Raw genomic sequence first — 18,944 nt, forward strand, 5'->3', positions numbered from 1 at the left:
TTGCGATGTTGTCCCGGCAGAGCCGCTGGAATTAAGGGAACTAGGGAAGAAGAATACTAGAGTGCAAACACACGAGATCAGGAAGCGGTTCCTTGATCATTTCGTGAAGGCGGGTCACACCGAGGTGCCCAGTGCGTCGGTGATCCTCGATGACCCCAACCTGTTGTTCGTCAACGCTGGCATGGTCCAGTTCGTGCCGTTCTTTCTGGGGCGGTGCACGCCACCGTACGCGACGGCCACCAGCATCCAGAAATGCATCCGCACTCCTGACATCGACGATGTGGGTATCACCACCCGGCACAACACCTTCTTCCAGATGGCAGGCAATTTCTCGTTCGGGGACTACTTCAAGCGCGGGGCCATTGAACTGGCCTGGGCGTTGCTGACCAACAGCTTTGCCGACGGGGGTTACGGGCTGGATCCGGAAAGACTCTGGGCCACGGTATATCTTGATGACGACGAAGCCGCCGCCCTATGGCAGGAGATCGCCGGGTTGCCAACTGAGCGAATCCAACGTCGCGGTATGGCCGATAACTACTGGTCGATGGGCATCCCCGGGCCATGCGGGCCGTCGTCGGAGATTTATTACGACCGCGGGCCCGAGTTCGGCCCCGAGGGCGGTCCCATCGTCAACGAGGACCGCTACCTCGAGGTTTGGAATCTCGTGTTCATGCAAAACGAACGCGGTGAAGGGACCAGCAAGGAGGACTACGAGATCCGCGGACCGTTGCCACGCAAGAACATCGACACTGGTATGGGTGTTGAGCGGATCGCGCTGGTTCTGCAGGGCGTGCACAACGTCTACGAGATCGATCTGCTGCGGCCGGTGATCGACCTAGTGGCCACCCGCACACCGCGCCCGTACGACCCCGAAAATGAGGAAACCCACCACGCCGACAACGTTCGCTACCGCATTATCGCAGATCACAGCCGCACCGCCGCCATCTTGATCTGCGACGGTGTTAGTCCCGGCAACGACGGTCGTGGTTATGTGTTGCGTCGGTTGCTGCGCCGGGTAATCCGTTCGGCCAAGCTGTTGGGCATCGATAACCCGATTGTGGGCGACCTGATGGCTACTGTGTGCGATGCGATGGGGCGAGCGTATCCAGGGCTGGTCACCGACTTTGACCGGATCAACCACATTGCCGTCGCTGAAGAGACGGCATTCAACCGCACCCTGACTTCGGGCTCGAAGCTGTTCGACGACGTCGCCGGCGCCACCGTAGCGTCGGGCTCCACCGTGGTTGCCGGTTTGGACGCATTTACCCTGCACGACACCTACGGTTTCCCAATCGAGCTCACCTTGGAGATGGCGGCCGAAGCCGGCCTGACTGTGGATGAGAGGGGATTTCACGAGTTGATGCTGCAACAGCGTCAGCGCTCCAAGGTCGACGCCGCCGCCCGCAAGCACGCACACGTCGACCTGACTGCGTACCGTGAGCTGGTCGATGCCGGTCCGACGGAGTTCACTGGCTTCGATGAATTGACTACCGAGGCAAGAATTCTCGGCATCTTCGTCGACGGCAAGCGGGTCCCGGTAGTCGCGTACGCTGTCCAAGGCCAAGCTGGCATCACCAATCGGGTAGAGCTGGTGTTGGATCGCACTCCACTTTATGCTGAGTCGGGAGGCCAGATTGCTGATGTCGGCACCATCAGCGGAACTGGTGCCGGCGCGAGCTCCCGGGCGGCGGTCACCGACGTGCAAAAGGTCGCCAAAACCCTTCATGTCCACCGGGTGAACTTGAAGTCCGGGGAATTCGTCGAGGGTGATACCGTTGTTGCGGTAGTCGACCCGAGTTGGCGCCGGGGAGCCACGCAAGGGCACTCGGGTACCCACATCGTGCACGCCGCGTTGCGCCAAGTGCTGGGGCCCAACGCCGTTCAAGCTGGCTCGCTGAACCGGCCGGGCTACTTGCGCTTTGACTTCAACTGGCAGGGTTCGTTGACTGATGAGCAGCGTACCCAAATCGAAGAAGTCACTAACGAAGCTGTGCAAGCCGACTTCGAAGTACACACCTTCACCGAAAAGCTCGACAAGGTCAAGGCGATGGGCGCCATGGCCCTGTTTGGTGAGGTCTATCCCGACGAGGTGCGGGTGGTAGAGATGGGTGGACCGTTCTCGCTGGAGTTGTGCGGCGGCACGCATGTGCACAACACGGCGCAGATTGGTCCGGTCACGATCTTGGGTGAATCGTCGATCGGCTCCGGGGTGCGCCGGGTGGAAGCATACGTCGGGCTGGATTCGTTTCGCCACCTGGCCAAGGAGCGTGCACTCATGGCCGGGTTGGCCTCATCGTTGCAGGTGCCTTCCGAAGAGGTACCCGCCCGGGTGGCCACGCTGGTGGATCGGCTGAAGGCCGCCGAGAAGGAACTCGAACGTGCTCGGCAGGCAAACGTCCAGGCGGTGGCGACCAACGCCGCGGCGGGTGCTGAGTGGATCGGTAATGTGCGGGTGGTGGTGCAACGGATATCAGGCGCTCTAACACCAGCCGACCTACGCTTCCTTGTCGGCGATGTTCGCGGCAAACTAGGCAGTGATCCGGCGGTGGTCGCGCTGATCGCGGTGACTTCGGACGGGTCGACCGCAACTGTGCCGTACGTGGTCGCTGCCAATTCCGCCGCCCAAGATCTGGGAATTCGCGCTAACGATCTGGTGGAACAGCTTGCCATGGTTGTCGACGGGCGCGGCGGCGGTAAGGCCGACCTGGCGCAAGGTTCGGGAAAGGACCCGAACGGCGTCGACGCCGCGCTTGACGCGATACGTGCACAGATAGCGCAGGTCGGTTGAGTGTTTTCGTCAAAGCACCGCCTGCTCGACCAGCCAGGTGGCCCTAACCTGTCAAAAAACTTAGACTCTAGGCAGGGACGGCGGCTCGGCATCGATGTGGGCAGTGTGCGCATCGGTGTGGCTTTCAGCGACCCAGACGGCATCCTGGCCACCCCGGTGGAGACGGTGCGCCGTGACCGTTCCGCTAAGCACCTGCGCCGACTAGCTGAGCTCGTCGCCGAACTGCAGGTGGTCGAGGTGATCGTCGGATTGCCGTGGACACTGACCGACCGGACCGGCTCGTCGGCGAAGGACGCCATCGACACCGCCGAGGCACTGGCGCGGCGGGTTGCTCCAGTACCGGTCCGACTGGCTGATGAGCGGCTGACCACTGTCAGCGCGCAGCGTTCGCTGCGTGCTGCAGGTGTACGAGCCAAAGACCAGCGGGCGGTGATCGACCAGGCGGCGGCGGTGGTGATCCTGCAAAGTTGGCTCGATCAATGCCGCGCTGCTACCTCCGCAAGAGCGGGTGGTCCTACGACTGGATCGGTAGCTGGAGAAGTCATCGATGGGTGATTACTTAGCACGCCACCGCATCGCGCCCGAGGCGACCGGGTTGGGCCGACACCAGATGAGTAGCGAGGGTCGGGATGGGCGCCGTCTGGCCAAGAGCGGATATCGTTGTCGGCGTTTCTCCGACAAAGTAGTATTTGGTCTGCTAGTCGTGGTCGTGGTCGTGGCTACCTTCGTTGGCTTGCGGCTGTGGCACACGCTGTTCGGGTCTGCTGATGATTACAGGGGAGCCGGCAAGCACGACATCATGATTCAGATTCATGCCGGTGACTCGACCACCGTAATTGGTGAGACGCTGCATAACCAGGGGGTGGTCGCCTCGGTCCGGGCATTCGTCGACGCCTCGCACGGCAACACCGCGATTTCGTCGATCCAGCCGGGTTTCTACCGGATGCGCACCGAAATCCCGGCTGCTGCTGCGGCAGCGCGGCTTGCTGATCCGGAGAACCGGGTGGGGAAGCTGGTCATCCCGGAAGGTCGTCAACTTGACGACGCCACCGACATGACGACCGGCAAGGTGAATCCTGGCATATTCTCGTTGATCTCCCGTGCCACCTGCGTGGATCTCGACGGCAATCGACATTGTGTTTCACTGAATGACCTCCGTGCTGCGACGAGCAGAACCTCGTTAGCCAAGCTGTTCGTGCCGGCTTGGGCGATTCAATCGGTGATTGAGTTGGGCAACGACCATCGCCGGATCGAGGGGCTTATCGCGCCGGGGACCTTCAATGTCGATCCTTCGGCCTCAGCCGATAGCATCATGGCCAATTTGATCAGCGCCAGTGTCGTGGGGTACACGGAATCCGGGTTGGTGGGCACTGCTCGCTCTCTTGGCTTGTCACCTTACGACATCCTCGTGGTGGCATCGCTGGTGCAACAGGAAGCCAGCCCGCAGGACTTCCCGAAAGTGGCGCGCGTCATATACAACCGCCTTTATGAGCACCGCACGTTGGAGTTTGACTCGACCGTGAACTATCCACTGGACCGCCGCGAGGTGGCTACCAGTGACGCTGACCGTGGCCTGTGGACGCCGTGGAACACCTATGTTTCGCCAGGCTTACCGGCCACCGCGATTTGTTCTCCCGGCATCGATGCACTGTACGCCGCCGAGCATCCCGAGCCCGGTGACTGGTTGTACTTCGTCACCGTTGATACTCAAGGGACAACCCTGTTCACTAGGGATTATCAGCAGCATTTAGCCAATATCGAACTCGCGAAGCACAATGGTGTTCTCGACAGTGTGCGCTAACGGGGTGCCTCGAAAAGCTGGAATTCTCGGTTCGCCAATCGCGCATTCCTGTTCCCCGCGCTTGCACCTGGCCGCTTACCGTGCACTGTGTCTCTACGACTGGACGTATGAGCGGATCGAATGCGGTGCTGACGAGCTTCCGGCTGTCGTAAACGGGTTCGGGCCGCAGTGGGTCGGCGTCTCAGTGACCATGCCGAGCAAATTCGCCGCGTTACGGTTCGCTGATGAACACACCGCACGTGCCGGCTTGGTTGGATCGGCTAACACGTTGCTGCGGACCCGGCGCGGCTGGCGGGCCGACAACACCGACATTGATGGCGTGGCGGGGGCGCTGGCGGTGATCGGGCCTGTGGCAGGGCGTGCGCTGGTGTGTGGGTCGGGCGGCACCGCCCCGGCGGCTGTTATGGGTTTGGCGGAACTCGGAGTCACCGATATCACCGTTGTGGCACGCAATCCCGACAAGGCGGCCCGGTTAGTTGATCTCGGGGTTCAGGTCGGTGTGGCGACCCGATTTTGTGGTCTGGACAGCGGTGGCTTGGCTGATGAGGTGACGGCCGCCGAAGTTCTGGTTAGTACGGTACCGGCAGACGTGGCTGCGCGGTATGTCGATGCTTTCGCGACGGTTCCAGTGCTGCTAGATGCCATCTACGACCCGTGGCCTACGCCACTGGTCGCCGCGGTGGCCGCGGCGGGCGGCCAAGTGATCAGCGGCTTGCAAATGCTGCTGCATCAGGCGTTTGCGCAGGTGGAGCAGTTCACCGGGATGCCTGCACCGCGCGAGGCGATGGCTTGCGCTCTGCCGGCTTTGCATTAGCATGTCGCCTATGCGGGTAGGGGCTGCTTGTGTGGTGCTGATCTGATTGGCCGGTGCTTGAACTGTTATGATATTGCCGAGCGTCGTTACCGAACGCGTTGACGCTGCCCGGGGCGGGTGTGATTTTGCTGACCGGTGTCGTCTCCGGCCTGGTAGGGTCCCGCGCTGGCCACGGTGGTGGCATTGATTGGGGTTTATCTCTGCCTGGTGCACTTAGTGTCGGCGGTTATTGGGTCAGCGATGTCAAGCTGGCGATTGAGCTAGGCTGGGTTGATCGGCTGTTTCGGCGTCGAGGTGTGGTTTCTGGTGGCGCTGGGCGCGCAAATGCTAACCGTGTTGCTAGGGTGCGGCCGCTCGGTTTTTCGGCGCTGCTGAAGTCTTGCTTCATGGTTCCGCAATGTTCCTGGTCACCGTGAGCCTGGCTATTGTGTGGTCTTCCATCGAAATCCACGGCAGCGTGGAAAACTGCGAGAGATACCATACGCTGGCGTCTATTTCGACGTTTGCGCGCATTTTGAGTGAACCCGAAACTACAATGGCAGGATAGTCAAGTGTTACGCTGGATCACAGCCGGGGAGTCGCATGGCCGGGCCCTGGTAGCCATTGTTGAAGGCATGGTTGCCGGTGTCGAAATTACTTCCACCGCCATCGCTGATCAGTTGGCGCGCCGCCGACTTGGCTACGGCCGTGGTGCTCGGATGGCCTTCGAGCGTGACGCGGTGACAGTGTTGTCTGGGGTACGCCACGGCGTCACTCTGGGTGGCCCTATAGCCGTCGAGATCCACAACACCGAGTGGCCAAAATGGGAATCAGTGATGGCTGCCGATCCGGTCGATGCCGCGGAATTGGAAGACTCTGCTCGCAACGCCCCGCTCACCAGGCCGCGCCCGGGTCATGCGGACTATGCGGGCATGATCAAGTACGGTTTCGACGACGCTCGTCCGGTGCTGGAGCGAGCTAGTGCCCGGGAAACCGCTGCCCGTGTCGCGGCGGGGACGATCGCGAGGCAGTTTCTGCGCCAAGCTCTGGGGGTCGAAGTGCTTTCGCACGTCATCTCTATCGGTGCGTCGGCCTGTTACGGTGGGCCACCGCCGGGACCCGAAGACCTCACTGCAATCGATGCGAGTCTGGTACGCGCCTTTGACGAGCAAGTTGAAAAATCCATGATAGCTGAGATTGAAGCGGCCAAGAAAGACGGCGATACCCTTGGTGGGGTAGTAGAGGCCGTGGTGCTAGGCCTGCCAGTCGGGCTGGGATCCTTTACTAGCGGTGACGACCGGCTCGACAGCCAGCTGGCCGCAGCCGTAATGGGAATACAGGCGATCAAGGGCGTAGAGATCGGTGACGGCTTCGCAGCTGCGCGTTGCCGCGGCAGCTACGCTCACGACGAAATGTATTCCGGTACCGACGGCGTCGTCCGCTTCACCAACCGGGCAGGTGGACTCGAAGGCGGTATGACCAATGGGCAGCCGCTGCGGGTGCGCGCGGCGATGAAGCCGATCTCCACTGTGCCGCGGGCGCTGGCCACCGTCGATCTGGCAACCGGAGAGGAGGCCGTCGCAATCCACCAACGCTCGGATGTGTGCGCGGTGCCGGCCGCCGGAGTCGTCGTTGAGACCATGGTTGCGCTGGTGCTTGCCCGCGCAGCACTACGAAAGTTCGGCGGTGACTCACTGAGCGAAACCCGCCGTAACCTTGCAGCATACCAGCGCGCGGCCGCCGACTGGGAAGCGCCAGCTGCTAAGATTGCGGCGAGTCGAGAATAGGCGGGTAGGGGAGCGATGGCACCCAAGGCAGTACTCGTGGGTCTGCCGGGAGCCGGCAAGTCCACCATAGGCCGGCGGCTGTCTAAAGCACTAGGGGTGAGTTTGCTCGATACCGACGCTGCTATTGAGAAGCAGACCGGTCGCAGCATCGCTGACATCTTTGTCACCGACGGGGAAGAAGAGTTCCGCCGTGTCGAAGAGGGCGTGGTGCGGGCGGCTTTAGTCGAGCATGACGGTGTGGTGTCGCTTGGCGGTGGTGCTGTCACTAGCCCCGGGGTGTGCTCGGCGCTTGCTGGCCACATCGTCATCTATCTAGAGGTCAGCGCCGAAGAAGGGATTCTGCGTACCGGTGGCAGTACCGTGCGACCATTGCTGGCCGGGCCCGACCGTGCTGAAAAATTCCGGGCGCTGATGGCCAGACGGGCTCCTCTTTACCGGCGAGTTGCGACTATCCGGGTTGATACCAACTGCCACAACCCCGGGGCGGTAGTCCGCTACATCGTCGCCCGGTTGCAGGCTCAACTAGCCACTCCTGTCTCTGGTGGTGATCGCAAGACTGGCGAAGCCGGGTGCAGTGGGATGCCACTCCGCAAATCTAGTGGGGTTGCCAAATGACTAATATCGACGCACCGGTCACTGTGCAGGTGGCTGCCGATCCGCCATACCCCGTGGTGATCGGCACCGGGTTATCGGACCAATTGGATGAACTGCTTGCCAACCGACATCGGGTCGCGATACTGCATCAACCGGTACTGACCCAAACCGCGGAGGGGATCCGAAGCCACTTGGCCGGCAAGGGGGTCGATGCGCACCGAATCGAAATACCTGACGCCGAGGCCGGCAAGGCTCTTCCTGTTATGGACTTTATCTGGGAAGTATTGGGTCGCATTGGACTTGGACGTAAAGACGCACTGGTCAGCTTTGGTGGCGGCGCCGCTACCGATGTAGCTGGGTTCGCAGCGGCTACCTGGTTACGCGGCATCTCGATCGTACATGTGCCCACCACGTTGCTCGGCATGGTCGACGCAGCGGTTGGGGGCAAGACTGGTATCAACACTGAGGCTGGCAAGAACCTGGTCGGCGCATTTCATCAACCTCTCGCCGTGTTGGCTGATTTGGCGACTCTGGAAACGTTGCCGAGCAAAGAAATTGCTTCCGGTATGGCCGAAGTGGTCAAAGCCGGATTCATTGCTGACCCGGTCATCCTCGACCTCATCGAAGCCGACCCACAGGCCGCCTTGGACCCGGCGGGTGACGTGTTGCCGGAGCTGATCCGCCGGGCCGTCACCGTCAAGGCGGACGTTGTCTCCGCCGATGAAAAGGAATCGGAGTTGCGCGAAATCCTGAACTATGGCCACACTTTGGCACACGCAATCGAGCGTCGGGAGCGCTATGAATGGCGTCATGGCGCCGCCGTATCGGTGGGCTTGGTGTTCGCCGCCGAACTGGCCAGAGTTGCGGGGCGGCTCGACGATGCCACGGCGCAGCGACACCACACCATTCTGACCTCGCTTGGCCTGCCGGTCAGCTATGACGCCGATGCGTTGCCGCAACTGTTGGAATATATGGCCGGAGACAAGAAAACCCGGGCCGGCGTGCCTAGATTCGTGGTTCTCGATGGGCTGGCTAAGCCAGGGCGGTTAGTGGGGCCGGACCCAGGGCTGTTAGTGACCGCTTACGCGGGATTGGGTGCCCGATGACGATTGTTAACATCATCAACGGTCCGAACTTGGGCCGGCTGGGTCGGCGTGAACCCGATATCTATGGCAGCACCACCCATGACCAACTGGCGGTTCTGATTGAGCGTGTGGCCTCCGAGCTTGGGATCAAAGCTGTTATGCGGCAAAGTGATAGTGAATCTCAGCTACTGGATTGGGTCCATCTGGCCGCTGATGCCGGGGAACCGGTGATCCTCAACGCCGGCGGTTTGACGCATACGTCAGTGGCGCTGCGCGACGCGTGTGCTGAACTAAACGCACCGCTTATCGAGGTGCACATCTCTAATGTGCATGCCCGCGAGGAGTTTCGGCGCCATTCCTATCTTAGCCCGTTGGCGACAGGAGTGATCACTGGGTTAGGAGTCCAAGGCTACCTGCTTGCCTTGCGCTATCTAGCCGAGATGACTGCGAGCTAATCCTTTTTCGGGATATCGCGTGTCGCGGTGGCGTCGGTGTCGGTGCGGATCACCGCAGTGGGCGCGTCGTCACGCTCGCTGGTGGTAGATTATCTCAGTGGGTGCCTCGTGTTCCGCTGTGGCAACTGGCGTGGTCTGTTCCTCGGACTGTGCCGTGGCGAGCTCTCCGGTCGTTGTGTCGTCGGTGCAGACAGCGGCAAAAATATTACTGTCAGCTTGGCCTTGCCCGGATCTATTATGCTGTGGGACTGATGGGCTACTGCGATCAACGTGCCAACGCCCAAACACCACGCCGATGACCCCAGTTAGAAAAACAATCAGGGCAGTGAACGCGGCGAACGTCGTCAATTCACTTATCAGCCCTCCAACGTAGATGTTGCTATACAACAGCGAAATGACCCAGGTCACCGCGTCGCCGAGGACCCCCACTAGGACACTGGTTAGCAGCCACATCGTCGCCAGATCCCGGCGTCGTTCCGGGTCCGGGTTCGCGGTGGCGTCGGCGCAGCCATCGCGCACCGCCCACATGACCACCGCGATGATGACCACGCCCAGCAGCACCACGTTAATTAACACTGACTGCGCTTGCCAGGCGTTTATCATAATCCCCTGTGTCAGGCGGACAACGATCATCAGGACGGCGAACACCAAACCGCGCAGCATCCAGTCATTCATGGGACCTTAGCGTAGCGAGTAGCGTCAGCAGCTGTGACACATTCCCAGCGTCGAGACAATCTCAAATCACAAATCGTGACCACCGGGCTGGACGCGATGCTGGTAACGGACCTGATCAATGTGCGCTATCTGTCGGGTTTCACTGGGTCGAATGGTGCTTTGCTGGTGTTCGCCGACGAACGTGGTGCTGTGCTGGCCACCGACGGCCGTTACCGGACTCAGGCTACGCAGCAAGTACCCGAGCTCGAGGTTGCCATCGAGCAATCCTGTGGACGCTATTTGGCTGGCCGGGCAGCCGACGATGGCGTGCGCATACTGGGCTTTGAAAGCCATGTGGTCACGGTCGACGGCCTGGACGCGTTAACCAGCGAGATCGAAGGCCGCCACATCGAGTTGGTGCGTGTTCCTGGAACCGTGGAGGCGCTGCGCGAAGTCAAGGATGCTGGCGAGCTTGCGTTGCTGCGGCTGGCCGCCGAGGCGGCTGACGCCGCGCTGGCGGAGCTGGTGGCGCACGGCGGCGTTCGGCCCGGCCTTACCGAACGTGAGGTGAGCCGCGAGCTGGAGGGGTTGATGCTCGACTACGGCGCTGACGCGCTGTCATTCGAGACGATTGTGGCCGCCGGGCCGAATTCGGCGATCCCGCACCACCGGCCGACCGACACGGTGTTGGCTACGGGAGATTTCGTCAAGATCGACTTTGGTGCGCTAATTGCCGGGTATCACTCCGACATGACCCGCACCTTCGTGCTGGGCCCGGCCGCTGACTGGCAGCTGGAGATCTATCAGCTGGTCGCCGATGCGCAACGTGCCGGTCGGGAGGCGCTGCGGCCGGGTGCCAACCTGCGCGACGTGGATGCTGCGGCACGCAAATTGATCGCCGACGCGGGCTACGGTCAACAGTTCAACCACGGTTTGGGTCACGGTGTGGGCCTGGAAATCCACGAAGCACCGAGTATCGGCGCCACCGCCGCAGGTACACTAATTGCGAGCTCCGTAGTGACCGTGGAACCCGGTGTCTACTTGTCTGGCCATGGCGGTGTCCGCATCGAGGATACACTGGTGGTGGCTGTTCAGGGAACGCCAGAGATGCCGCTAACGTTTAGACCCGCCGGATTCACTCCGGAATTGTTGACCCGGTTCCCTAAAGAACTGGTAATACTGTAGGAGACTCACCGACTGTGGCGACCACTGCCGACTTCAAGAACGGGCTTGTGCTAGTAATCGATGGACACCTTTGGACAATCATCGAGTTCCAGCACGTCAAACCCGGCAAGGGCCCGGCCTTCGTGCGTACTAAGCTCAAAAACGTCCTGTCCGGCAAGGTCGTTGAGAAGACTTATAATGCTGGGGTGAAGGTGGATACGGCCACCGTCGACCGGCGTGACACGACCTACCTGTATCGCGACGGTGCTAATTTTGTGTTCATGGACAGCCAAGACTACGAGCAGCACCCGCTGCCGGAGTCTCTTGTTAGCGATGCTGCCCGGTTTCTGCTGGAGGGCATGTCGGTACAGGTGGCGTTCCACAACGGTGCGCCGTTGTACATCGAGCTGCCGGTTACCGTCGAACTAGAGGTCACTCACACCGAGCCGGGATTGCAAGGTGACCGGTCCAGTGCCGGAACCAAGCCGGCAACTTTGGAGACCGGCGCTCAGATCAATGTTCCATTGTTCATTAATACCGGCGACAAGCTCAAGGTGGATTCGCGCGACGGCAGCTACCTGGGACGTGTGAACGCCTGATTCATGTCTAAGCTGGTGAAGGGACGCCATCAGGCCCGTAAGCGTGCCGTAGACCTGTTGTTCGAAGCCGAGGCCCGCGATCTGAGTCCACTTGAGGTGGTCGAGGTTCGTAGTGCATTGGCGGAATCCAAGCCGGATGTGGCGCCGCTGCATCCGTATACGGTCGCGGTCGCCCAAGGTGTTAGCGAGCATAACGCCCGTATTGACGAACTGATAATCTCGCATCTACAAGGCTGGCAGCTCGATCGGCTGCCAGCAGTGGATCGCGCCATTCTGCGGGTCTCGGTATGGGAGCTGCTATACGCCGACGACGTGCCCGGACCTGTCGCCGTCGACGAGGCGGTCGAGCTGGCCAAGGAGCTGTCTACCGACGACTCACCTGGCTTCGTCAACGGAGTACTGGGCAAAGTTATGCTGATTACTCCGCAGATCCGTGCGGCCGTTCAAGCAGTCCAGCAGGCGGTGCGCATGGCCGCCGGCACTTCCGAGAATTACGTACCGCAGTATGAGCTGGCTGCTGACCAACTGGGTCAGGTGGGTCAGGACGATTCGAACGGCGGCCAAGTTGCTGCTGCCTGCCGGTGATGGCCGCGATCATGGGTTTGACGCAGGGTGTACTGAGGTTGCCCAGTGATGTCACCGGCCTGTTTGCGCGCCTTTGGGAGCTTCCAGTTCCGCGCTGGATGGAGAACCCGTTGGCCGATCAGAGCGCTCGGTGGGCCTTGGATAGTGAAGGCCGTGGAATCGAGCTGGATCGCCGACCGGCCCGGTCGAATCGCGCCGCGACATGATCGCGCATTGAGCGCTGACGAGTCACAGTACTTGCTGGACTCGGCAAAATAGATCGGGCCACGCCTTGGACGGAAGCGGAATGAAACCCGTATGCGGACAACTGGTTTTTTGCGTAGTCGTCGACGAACTCGAATGCCCTATGAGTGCGACGCACAAAACAGCCGCCGCGTGCACAGTCCGCTACCACGTGGGCCGCGTCCACGTCGCCCCCCTGCATGGGAAGTGACATACACAAATACTGGTAACGGTCATTATTCCTTATGCCCGCGATAACTACGAGTTGCCCCGACGGCGGTTACCTGCACCAGAAGAGGTTACGATATGAATCGAGACAGTGGTCATCCGCGACGACTTTGTGTTTCAGCGCTGGCGGCAGTAGCCAACCCGTCATACACGCGGATTGACACGTGGAACGTGCTCGATGACGCCTGCCGTCACTTGGCTGAGGTCGACCGCGCCGGGCTGGATACCGCCCACGACGTTGCGCGGGTCAAGCGCCTGCTCGACCGCATTGGTGCCTACGAACGTTACTGGCTGTATCCTGGCGCGGCAAATCTGGCGGCGTTCCGCGACTATCTTGCCACCATGGCGACGGTTCAGCTTACCGAAGAGGTATCGCTGGCCGTGCGTCTGTTGTCTGAATATGGTGACCGTACAGCGCTTTTTGATACTTCAGCGCCGCTGGCCGACCAGGAGCTGGTGGCTCAAGCCAAGCAGCAGCATTTCTACACCGTGTTGCTCGCCGACGATGCCCCGTCCACGGCTCCCGACTGTCTGGCGGAGAGCTTGCGGGAACTGCGCAATCCATCCGACGATGTGCAATTCGAGCTCCTTGTTGTGTCCAGTGTTGAGGACGCCATTACCGCGGTCGCGCTAAACGGCGAGATTCAGGCCGCGATCATCCGCCACGACCTGCCGCTGCGGTCCCGCGACCGGGTGCCGTTGATGAATACCTTGCTTGGGGCCAACGACTCGAAGGGCGCGCTGGTCGCCATTGACCGCCCGCATGACTGGGTCGAATGCGGTGAGTGGATCAGGGAGCTGCGGCCCCATATCGACCTCTATCTTCTCACCGACGAGTCGATTGCGGCGGGCAATGATGACGAGCCCGATGTCTACGATCGGACGTTTTATCGGCTCAACGACGTTACCGACCTAAACAGCACCGTACTTGCAGGCTTGCGAAACCGGTTCGCCACCCCCTTTTTCGATGCTTTACGCGCCTACGCAGCAGCACCGGTCGGCCAATTCCATGCTCTTCCGGTGGCGCGTGGTGCCAGTATCTTTAACTCTAAGTCGCTGCAGGACATGGGCGAGTTTTACGGTCGGAACATTTTCATGGCCGAAACATCGACCACCTCTGGTGGCCTGGATTCGTTGCTGGAACCGCACGGCAACATCAAGAAAGCGATGGACAAAGCCGCAGTTACTTGGCGCGCCAACCATACCTACTTCGTCACCAACGGAACTTCCACCGCCAACAAAATCGTCGTACAGTCGTTGACCCGGCCGGGTGACATTGTGCTTATAGACCGCAATTGCCACAAGTCGCACCACTATGGCCTGGTATTGGCCGGTGCATACCCGATGTACCTGGATGCTTATTCGTTGCCGCAGTTCGCGATCTATGGAGCGGTACCGCTGCGCACAATCAAGAAGGCGCTGCTGGATCTAGAGGCAGTCGGACAACTGGATCGGGTCCGCATGCTGTTGCTCACCAACTGCACTTTTGATGGTGTCGTCTGTAACCCGCAGCGGGTGATGGAGGAGGTGTTGGCGATCAAGCCAGACATTTGCTTTCTGTGGGACGAGGCTTGGTATGCGTTTGCCACTGCCGTGCCGTGGGCCCGTCAGCGGACTGCAATGGTGTCTGCTGAGCAGCTCGAACAAAAGTTGTGGTCTGCCGAATACGCCGAGGAATACCGGAATTGGTGCGCATCGGTGGCCGAAATCCCTCGGTCCCAATGGGTTGACCAGCGGCTACTGCCCGACCCCAATCGGGCGCGGATTCGCGTATATGCGACACACTCGACTCACAAGTCGCTGTCGGCGCTTCGGCAGGCGTCGATGATTCATGTCCGCGATCAAGATTTCAATGCGCTGGCCCGGGATGCTTTCGGTGAGGCATTCTTGACGCATACCTCGACATCGCCGAACCAACAACTTCTCGCGTCACTGGACCTAGCGCGCCGCCAGGTTGACATCGAGGGATTTCAACTGGTCCGACTGGTGTACGACATGGCTCTGGTCTTTCGTCACCGTGTCCGCAAAGACCGGCTGATAAGCAAATGGTTCCGTATCCTCGACGAATCCGACCTGGTGCCCGACGAATACCGGGCATCGGCGGTCAGCTCGTACCGTCAGGTTCGGCAGGGTGCTCTGGCGGAGTGGAATGAGGCGTGGCGGTCCGACCAGTTCGTGCTGGATCCGACAAGGGTCACCTTGTTCGTCGGGAAGACCGGAATGAACGGATATGACTTCCGCGAGAAGATCCTGATGGAGCGATTCGGCATCCAGATCAACAAGACATCCATTAACAGTGTGCTGTTGATCTTCACCATCGGTGTAACGTGGTCGAGCGTGCATTATCTGCTCGACGTGTTACGCCGGGTGGCCAGTGACTTTGACAGGATCCAGAAGGTGGCCAGCGGGGCCGACCTCGCGCTGCATCAGCGCCATGTCGAGGAGATCACCCAGGATTTGCCCCATCTGCCCGGCTTCAGTGGGTTCGACGTTGCCTTCCGTCCCGAAGATGCCAGCTCGTTCGGTGATATGCGGTCGGCCTTCTACGCCGGTTACGAAGAATCGGACCGCGAGTACGTGCAGATCGGCACGGCCGGACGTCAGCTTGCTGAGGGGAGGACCCTGGTGTCCACCACGTTCGTGGTGCCCTACCCTCCCGGCTTCCCAATTCTAGTCCCCGGCCAGGTGGTTTCCAAGGAGATCATTTACTTCCTGGCTCAGCTTGACGTGAAGGAAATTCACGGATACAACCATGAACTGGGATTATCAGTATTCACTGAGAAAGCGCTGGCTCGGATGACCGCGAGGCGCAACGCGGAGTCGGCCGCGGCGGGTTCTGCGTTTGCGGCTCTTGAGATCCCACCGCATTCTGCTGCTATGCGCGGGGACGTGAACGGTGACAGGGTGGAGGCTGTTGCAGAAGACGTGTGATTTGGTCTTCTGTCTCAAAGCGATGTTCTGGAAGGTGTGCGCAACATGGCGCGACTAGGCGGGCATTCGGTCGGTGCGGTGATTGCTGACTTCGCGCGAAGGCCGCTTCGTCCAGGTGGGATTGCCGAGGTTGACGGGTTGCCGGTCTTTGATGTCCCACCGTATGCCCCCAGGGTGACTTTCGATGATGTCGTGTGTTACAGTTGAAAAAGATGTGTGATAGCCCTAGTTGATGTGTATGTGCGGGTTTACCCGCGTCGGGCGTTGGAACTCGGACGCTGCGTGGTCGGGCAATTCGATCTCATCGGCCGTGGTTAGCTATTTCTGCTCGGTGAACAGTCGGAACGGTTGGTGTTGCATGTACTGCGTCACCACCGCGGTAATAGCGATGTTGGAAGTGGACCGTGTCAGATAGCTGTTGATGTCGTTCGGTAGCTTCTGGGCACCTGCGCACCTAGGACCGCATCACCGTCTGGCAGCGGTCCAGAGCGGCCGCCGGTGGTTCCGGGCATTGACTGTGCCCTCGCCTCTTTAACCTACGGTTTCGGCGGGGACCAATTCGCGGCCAACATGTACGCGCCGACCAAGGCTAGGCCTGGTGCCCACGCCTTTCAGCGGTGATGCGCAGTAGGCGGTGTCTTCGACCAGCTTGACCGGGTCCAGCCCACCAGATGTTCATGTGTAACTGGGCGAACGCGTCGAACAATAGCAATTGAATAATATGAAGTCGTCGACTACACGTGCAGCGGTAACTAGTGCATGGTATTGTCAACCGGCAGCCGGGTGGTGAGTAGATTGCGTTAGCCGCTAAGGTTCCTATATGTTGTAGCGGGGCGACATGTTAGAATCCCCACCTTACCAATCGTTAGGTTAAGAATACCAGCCGTCCAAGGCCGACGGGGTCGGGAGTGGTGAGCCAGGCCAGGCAGTGTAGTCGCCCAGCGGGCTGAAGAAATTTTCTCAAGGCCGGAAAGCCGGCTGTTGCATTGCCGAGTGCGGTCAGTTGGCTCCGCACACCAGGTTGGTTGCGCACTGTCATGTTGTCGGATAACGTCACCACCACGTCCTCGGATACGTCGTCTCCGGTCGCCACCCCTATTACGCGGGTGGCGAGTCAGTACTTGGTGTTGACTGCGGTGGTCTGATACAGAGTATCAGGCTAGGCCGCCGCGAAGGATCTTAAGTTTGTTGACCATGCTGTTGCCGGAGAATGTCTTGACCGGAATTGCGCTGCGGCGCCTATCGGCGATTAACTGGTAACTGGTAACTGGTAACTGGTAACTGGTAACTGGTAACTGGTAACTGGTAACTGGTAACTGGTAACTGGTAACTGGTAACTGGTAACTGGTAACTGGTAACTGGTAACTGGTAACTGGTAACTGGTAACTGGTAACTGGTAACTGGTAACTGGTAACTGGTAACTGGTAACTGGTAACTGGTAACTGGTAACTGGTAACTGGTAACTGGTAACTGGGTGATGTCTCTCTGGTCCAGGTTGCGCTCGCACAGGCGGTCCATCAGTCCTATCCTCTCAACGACCGCCGTCACCGTGCCGTGCAGGTCGACGGTCTGGCCGCTCGGGTGGATGCCTTCGGCAATCTCGAGCACCACTACGGTGGTAGCCGGCCTGGTTGAGTGAAAACACAATGGCCGGGCCAGCGATGCCTGTGCCGCTGATCAGAACTGTCTGATTTGATATGGGTATTAGTTTATGGCACGGTCGCTGCTTGTTCAGAAATGCTCCGCCATGACTAGTATTCGTTCGTCGGGTATGCGAATCGTTCATTGTTGGTGAGTTGGGAAATTTGGAAAATTTCTTAGTATGGTGTACACTCGGTTGGAATGATTGCTGTATTCGGCGGCAGAGAAACTACTTTGAAGCATCCCGGAGTTCGGTGAAGTGATGACGATAATCGGCACGTGGTTTCCTTGATTGTTGATTCTCAACGATAGGTTTTTGTGGTCCTAATTCCATGTTATGGAAATGGTGGAATGCTGCGTCATTGAGGTGGAAGAGTGCACTATTTTTGGCATCATGTCCGCGAAGAAATTCTCGCCGTAGGCGACGTTATATTACTCTATTGAATTTAATTGTAGATAAAGAGGAATTGGTTATTATATTCCATATCTTGAGCTCCGCTAGTAAACCACACGACGTTCGAGGTAGTGACAGCCGAAGCGAGATCCACAGCCATTTTAGAAACAGCAAAATGTGTTTTTTCGTGGTGGGCGACGTTGGAGAAAACGTTACGGAAAATCAGAAAAAATGCTACTTCGTCGGTAGCGAAGCCGAACTGGGGTGCGCGAAAACATCGCTGCGGCATGGCCTGGCTTCTACGTAGCTGGTTCACGTCTTGCCGCCGCTTCGATGTTGTCTGCCAGGTTGGGTTGGTCATAGCAGTCCGCGCGGCAGTTCCAGTTGATACCGAAGTCGGATCTGCCGTTGACCGCCGTGTAGTTCGGGCCACTGGGGTAGGCCAGGGCATATTACTTTGATCCATATCCGTAGGCGTTGATGAGGCGGTTGATGTAGAGTGCGTTGGGACCGCCTATCAATGTTTTCACGCCCTGGTTTTCCAGGTAAACTACGAATATGTGATCAAGAAGGCCGACCGTCGACACCGGTGGTGTGGATGGTGGCGCAGGGAGTAGTGCGCCGATGGTGAAGCGACAGGTTGCCGGTGTAGGGGTCGTTATAGCTGCCTGGTACTGGCTTGCGATTTGTCAGGGTCACGACCCACAACCGAGCTGCAGATGCTTGCCGGCATAGTGCCAGAGGTACTGTATTCAAGCAGCATGGTCAGGAACCGGCGATCTAACGCTCTGACCGGCCCAATCTTCCTGGTGCCTAACTGCTGCTGGTCTGATGTCAGAAAATTTACGGTGACTGGCGTCTCCTACGGGTCGTTTACCCAGCTGCTGAGTCGTCCGCTCAATGTGTAAAACACTCTACTGGTTGTCCAATCTTGGACGCCATGTGGCAGAGGTCGATTTTTTTTGAGTGAGTGTGCAGGTCGAACATTTCCGTCGCCGAAGAACTAATTGCCGCCATCGGGAGGGTTGGTGGCTGCTGGGATTTCCCAGCGGCCACGGCAACGGTAAACGTTGGCACCTAAAGGAGCGACGGCGGACGGGACGTGGTGCAGTGATTTGATCGCTGTCGATGTGTCTGTCCCGGTCCAACCCGGGATGGTCACCTAACTCTATATCCCAACAATGATGGTTCACCGAGTTTGGCGCCAGGGTTTTACCAGCAAA

The 18,944-nt window shown here is 59.5% G+C and carries 15 protein-coding genes and 4 pseudogenes; 15 read left to right on the top strand and 4 right to left on the bottom strand.

The genetic code is table 11. The features are described from left to right. The first annotated feature begins 61 nt into the window (after positions 1-61). From alaS to aroQ, 9 genes and pseudogenes are all read left to right on the top strand, one after another. Positions 62-2,788, top strand: coding sequence for an alanine--tRNA ligase (alaS, locus tag MLPF_RS03230; protein ID WP_045842514.1), 2,727 nt, complete (start codon positions 62-64; stop codon positions 2,786-2,788). Continuing rightward, complete coding sequence (gene ruvX / locus MLPF_RS03235) at positions 2,789-3,343, top strand: Holliday junction resolvase RuvX (protein ID WP_045842515.1); 555 nt, start codon at positions 2,789-2,791, stop codon at positions 3,341-3,343. Continuing rightward, entirely contained in the window at positions 3,336-4,589 is a 1,254-nt protein-coding gene (gene mltG, locus MLPF_RS03240) for an endolytic transglycosylase MltG (protein WP_045842516.1), read from the top strand. The genes ruvX and mltG overlap by 8 nt, the downstream gene beginning before the upstream one ends. Continuing rightward, positions 4,564-5,403: a shikimate dehydrogenase gene (locus MLPF_RS03245; protein ID WP_045842517.1), complete on the top strand. Its 840-nt coding sequence runs from the start codon at positions 4,564-4,566 to the stop codon at positions 5,401-5,403. The genes mltG and MLPF_RS03245 overlap by 26 nt, the downstream gene beginning before the upstream one ends. A gap of 86 nt (positions 5,404-5,489) precedes the next feature. Further along, positions 5,490-5,778 (top strand): annotated as a pseudogene (locus MLPF_RS03250) (prepilin peptidase); the annotation flags it as partial. A gap of 176 nt (positions 5,779-5,954) precedes the next feature. Continuing rightward, positions 5,955-7,169, top strand: a complete 1,215-nt coding sequence (aroC, locus tag MLPF_RS03255; RefSeq protein WP_045842519.1) for a chorismate synthase — start codon at positions 5,955-5,957, stop codon at positions 7,167-7,169. Positions 7,170-7,184: 15 nt separating this feature from the next. Beyond that, complete coding sequence (locus MLPF_RS03260) at positions 7,185-7,784, top strand: shikimate kinase (protein WP_045842520.1); 600 nt, start codon at positions 7,185-7,187, stop codon at positions 7,782-7,784. Next, the gene (aroB, locus tag MLPF_RS03265) at positions 7,781-8,869 is read left to right on the top strand and encodes a 3-dehydroquinate synthase (protein ID WP_045842521.1); all 1,089 of its coding nucleotides are present in this window, start codon (positions 7,781-7,783) and stop codon (positions 8,867-8,869) included. The genes MLPF_RS03260 and aroB overlap by 4 nt, the downstream gene beginning before the upstream one ends. Beyond that, the gene (gene aroQ / locus MLPF_RS03270; protein WP_045842522.1) at positions 8,866-9,303 is read left to right on the top strand and encodes a type II 3-dehydroquinate dehydratase; all 438 of its coding nucleotides are present in this window, start codon (positions 8,866-8,868) and stop codon (positions 9,301-9,303) included. Before aroB ends, aroQ begins: the two co-directional genes overlap by 4 nt. On the opposite strand, the pseudogene MLPF_RS03275 reads toward aroQ, so the two are convergent. Further along, positions 9,300-9,978: pseudogene (locus MLPF_RS03275) on the bottom strand (B-4DMT family transporter). The gene aroQ and the pseudogene MLPF_RS03275 overlap by 4 nt on opposite strands. 33 nt (positions 9,979-10,011) lie before the next feature. Between MLPF_RS03275 and MLPF_RS03280 the strand changes: the two are divergent. From MLPF_RS03280 to MLPF_RS03305, 6 genes and pseudogenes are all read left to right on the top strand, one after another. Beyond that, complete coding sequence (locus MLPF_RS03280) at positions 10,012-11,142, top strand: aminopeptidase P family protein (RefSeq protein WP_045842524.1); 1,131 nt, start codon at positions 10,012-10,014, stop codon at positions 11,140-11,142. A 14-nt stretch (positions 11,143-11,156) separates the two neighbouring features. Then, a complete protein-coding gene (gene efp, locus MLPF_RS03285; protein WP_045842525.1) occupies positions 11,157-11,720 on the top strand; it encodes an elongation factor P in 564 nt (187 codons plus the stop codon). Between the two features lie 3 nt (positions 11,721-11,723). Then, positions 11,724-12,176, top strand: a pseudogene (nusB, locus tag MLPF_RS03290) (transcription antitermination factor NusB); the annotation flags it as partial. A gap of 119 nt (positions 12,177-12,295) precedes the next feature. Further along, positions 12,296-12,511: pseudogene (locus tag MLPF_RS03295) on the top strand (hypothetical protein); the annotation flags it as partial. A 322-nt stretch (positions 12,512-12,833) separates the two neighbouring features. Further along, positions 12,834-15,686, top strand: a complete 2,853-nt coding sequence (locus MLPF_RS03300) for an aminotransferase class I/II-fold pyridoxal phosphate-dependent enzyme (RefSeq protein WP_045842527.1) — start codon at positions 12,834-12,836, stop codon at positions 15,684-15,686. A 45-nt stretch (positions 15,687-15,731) separates the two neighbouring features. Continuing rightward, complete coding sequence (locus MLPF_RS03305; RefSeq protein ID WP_175266337.1) at positions 15,732-15,893, top strand: hypothetical protein; 162 nt, start codon at positions 15,732-15,734, stop codon at positions 15,891-15,893. Positions 15,894-16,551: 658 nt separating this feature from the next. Here MLPF_RS03305 and MLPF_RS03310 read toward each other — a convergent pair. The 3 genes from MLPF_RS03310 to MLPF_RS03320 all read right to left on the bottom strand — a co-directional run bounded on the left by MLPF_RS03310 (position 16,552) and on the right by MLPF_RS03320 (position 18,082). Next, positions 16,552-16,779 carry a hypothetical protein gene (locus tag MLPF_RS03310; protein ID WP_045842528.1) on the bottom strand — a complete coding sequence of 76 codons (228 nt, stop codon included), beginning with the start codon at positions 16,777-16,779 and terminating at the stop codon, positions 16,552-16,554. A 146-nt stretch (positions 16,780-16,925) separates the two neighbouring features. Further along, positions 16,926-17,294, bottom strand: coding sequence for a hypothetical protein (locus tag MLPF_RS03315; protein ID WP_237817242.1), 369 nt, complete (start codon positions 17,292-17,294; stop codon positions 16,926-16,928). Between the two features lie 479 nt (positions 17,295-17,773). Continuing rightward, positions 17,774-18,082, bottom strand: a complete 309-nt coding sequence (locus tag MLPF_RS03320; protein WP_045842530.1) for a hypothetical protein — start codon at positions 18,080-18,082, stop codon at positions 17,774-17,776. Positions 18,083-18,944: the final 862 nt, after the last annotated feature.

It is taken from the genome of Mycobacterium lepromatosis (genome assembly GCF_000975265.2).
Taxonomy (GTDB): Bacteria; Actinomycetota; Actinomycetes; order Mycobacteriales; family Mycobacteriaceae; genus Mycobacterium; species Mycobacterium lepromatosis.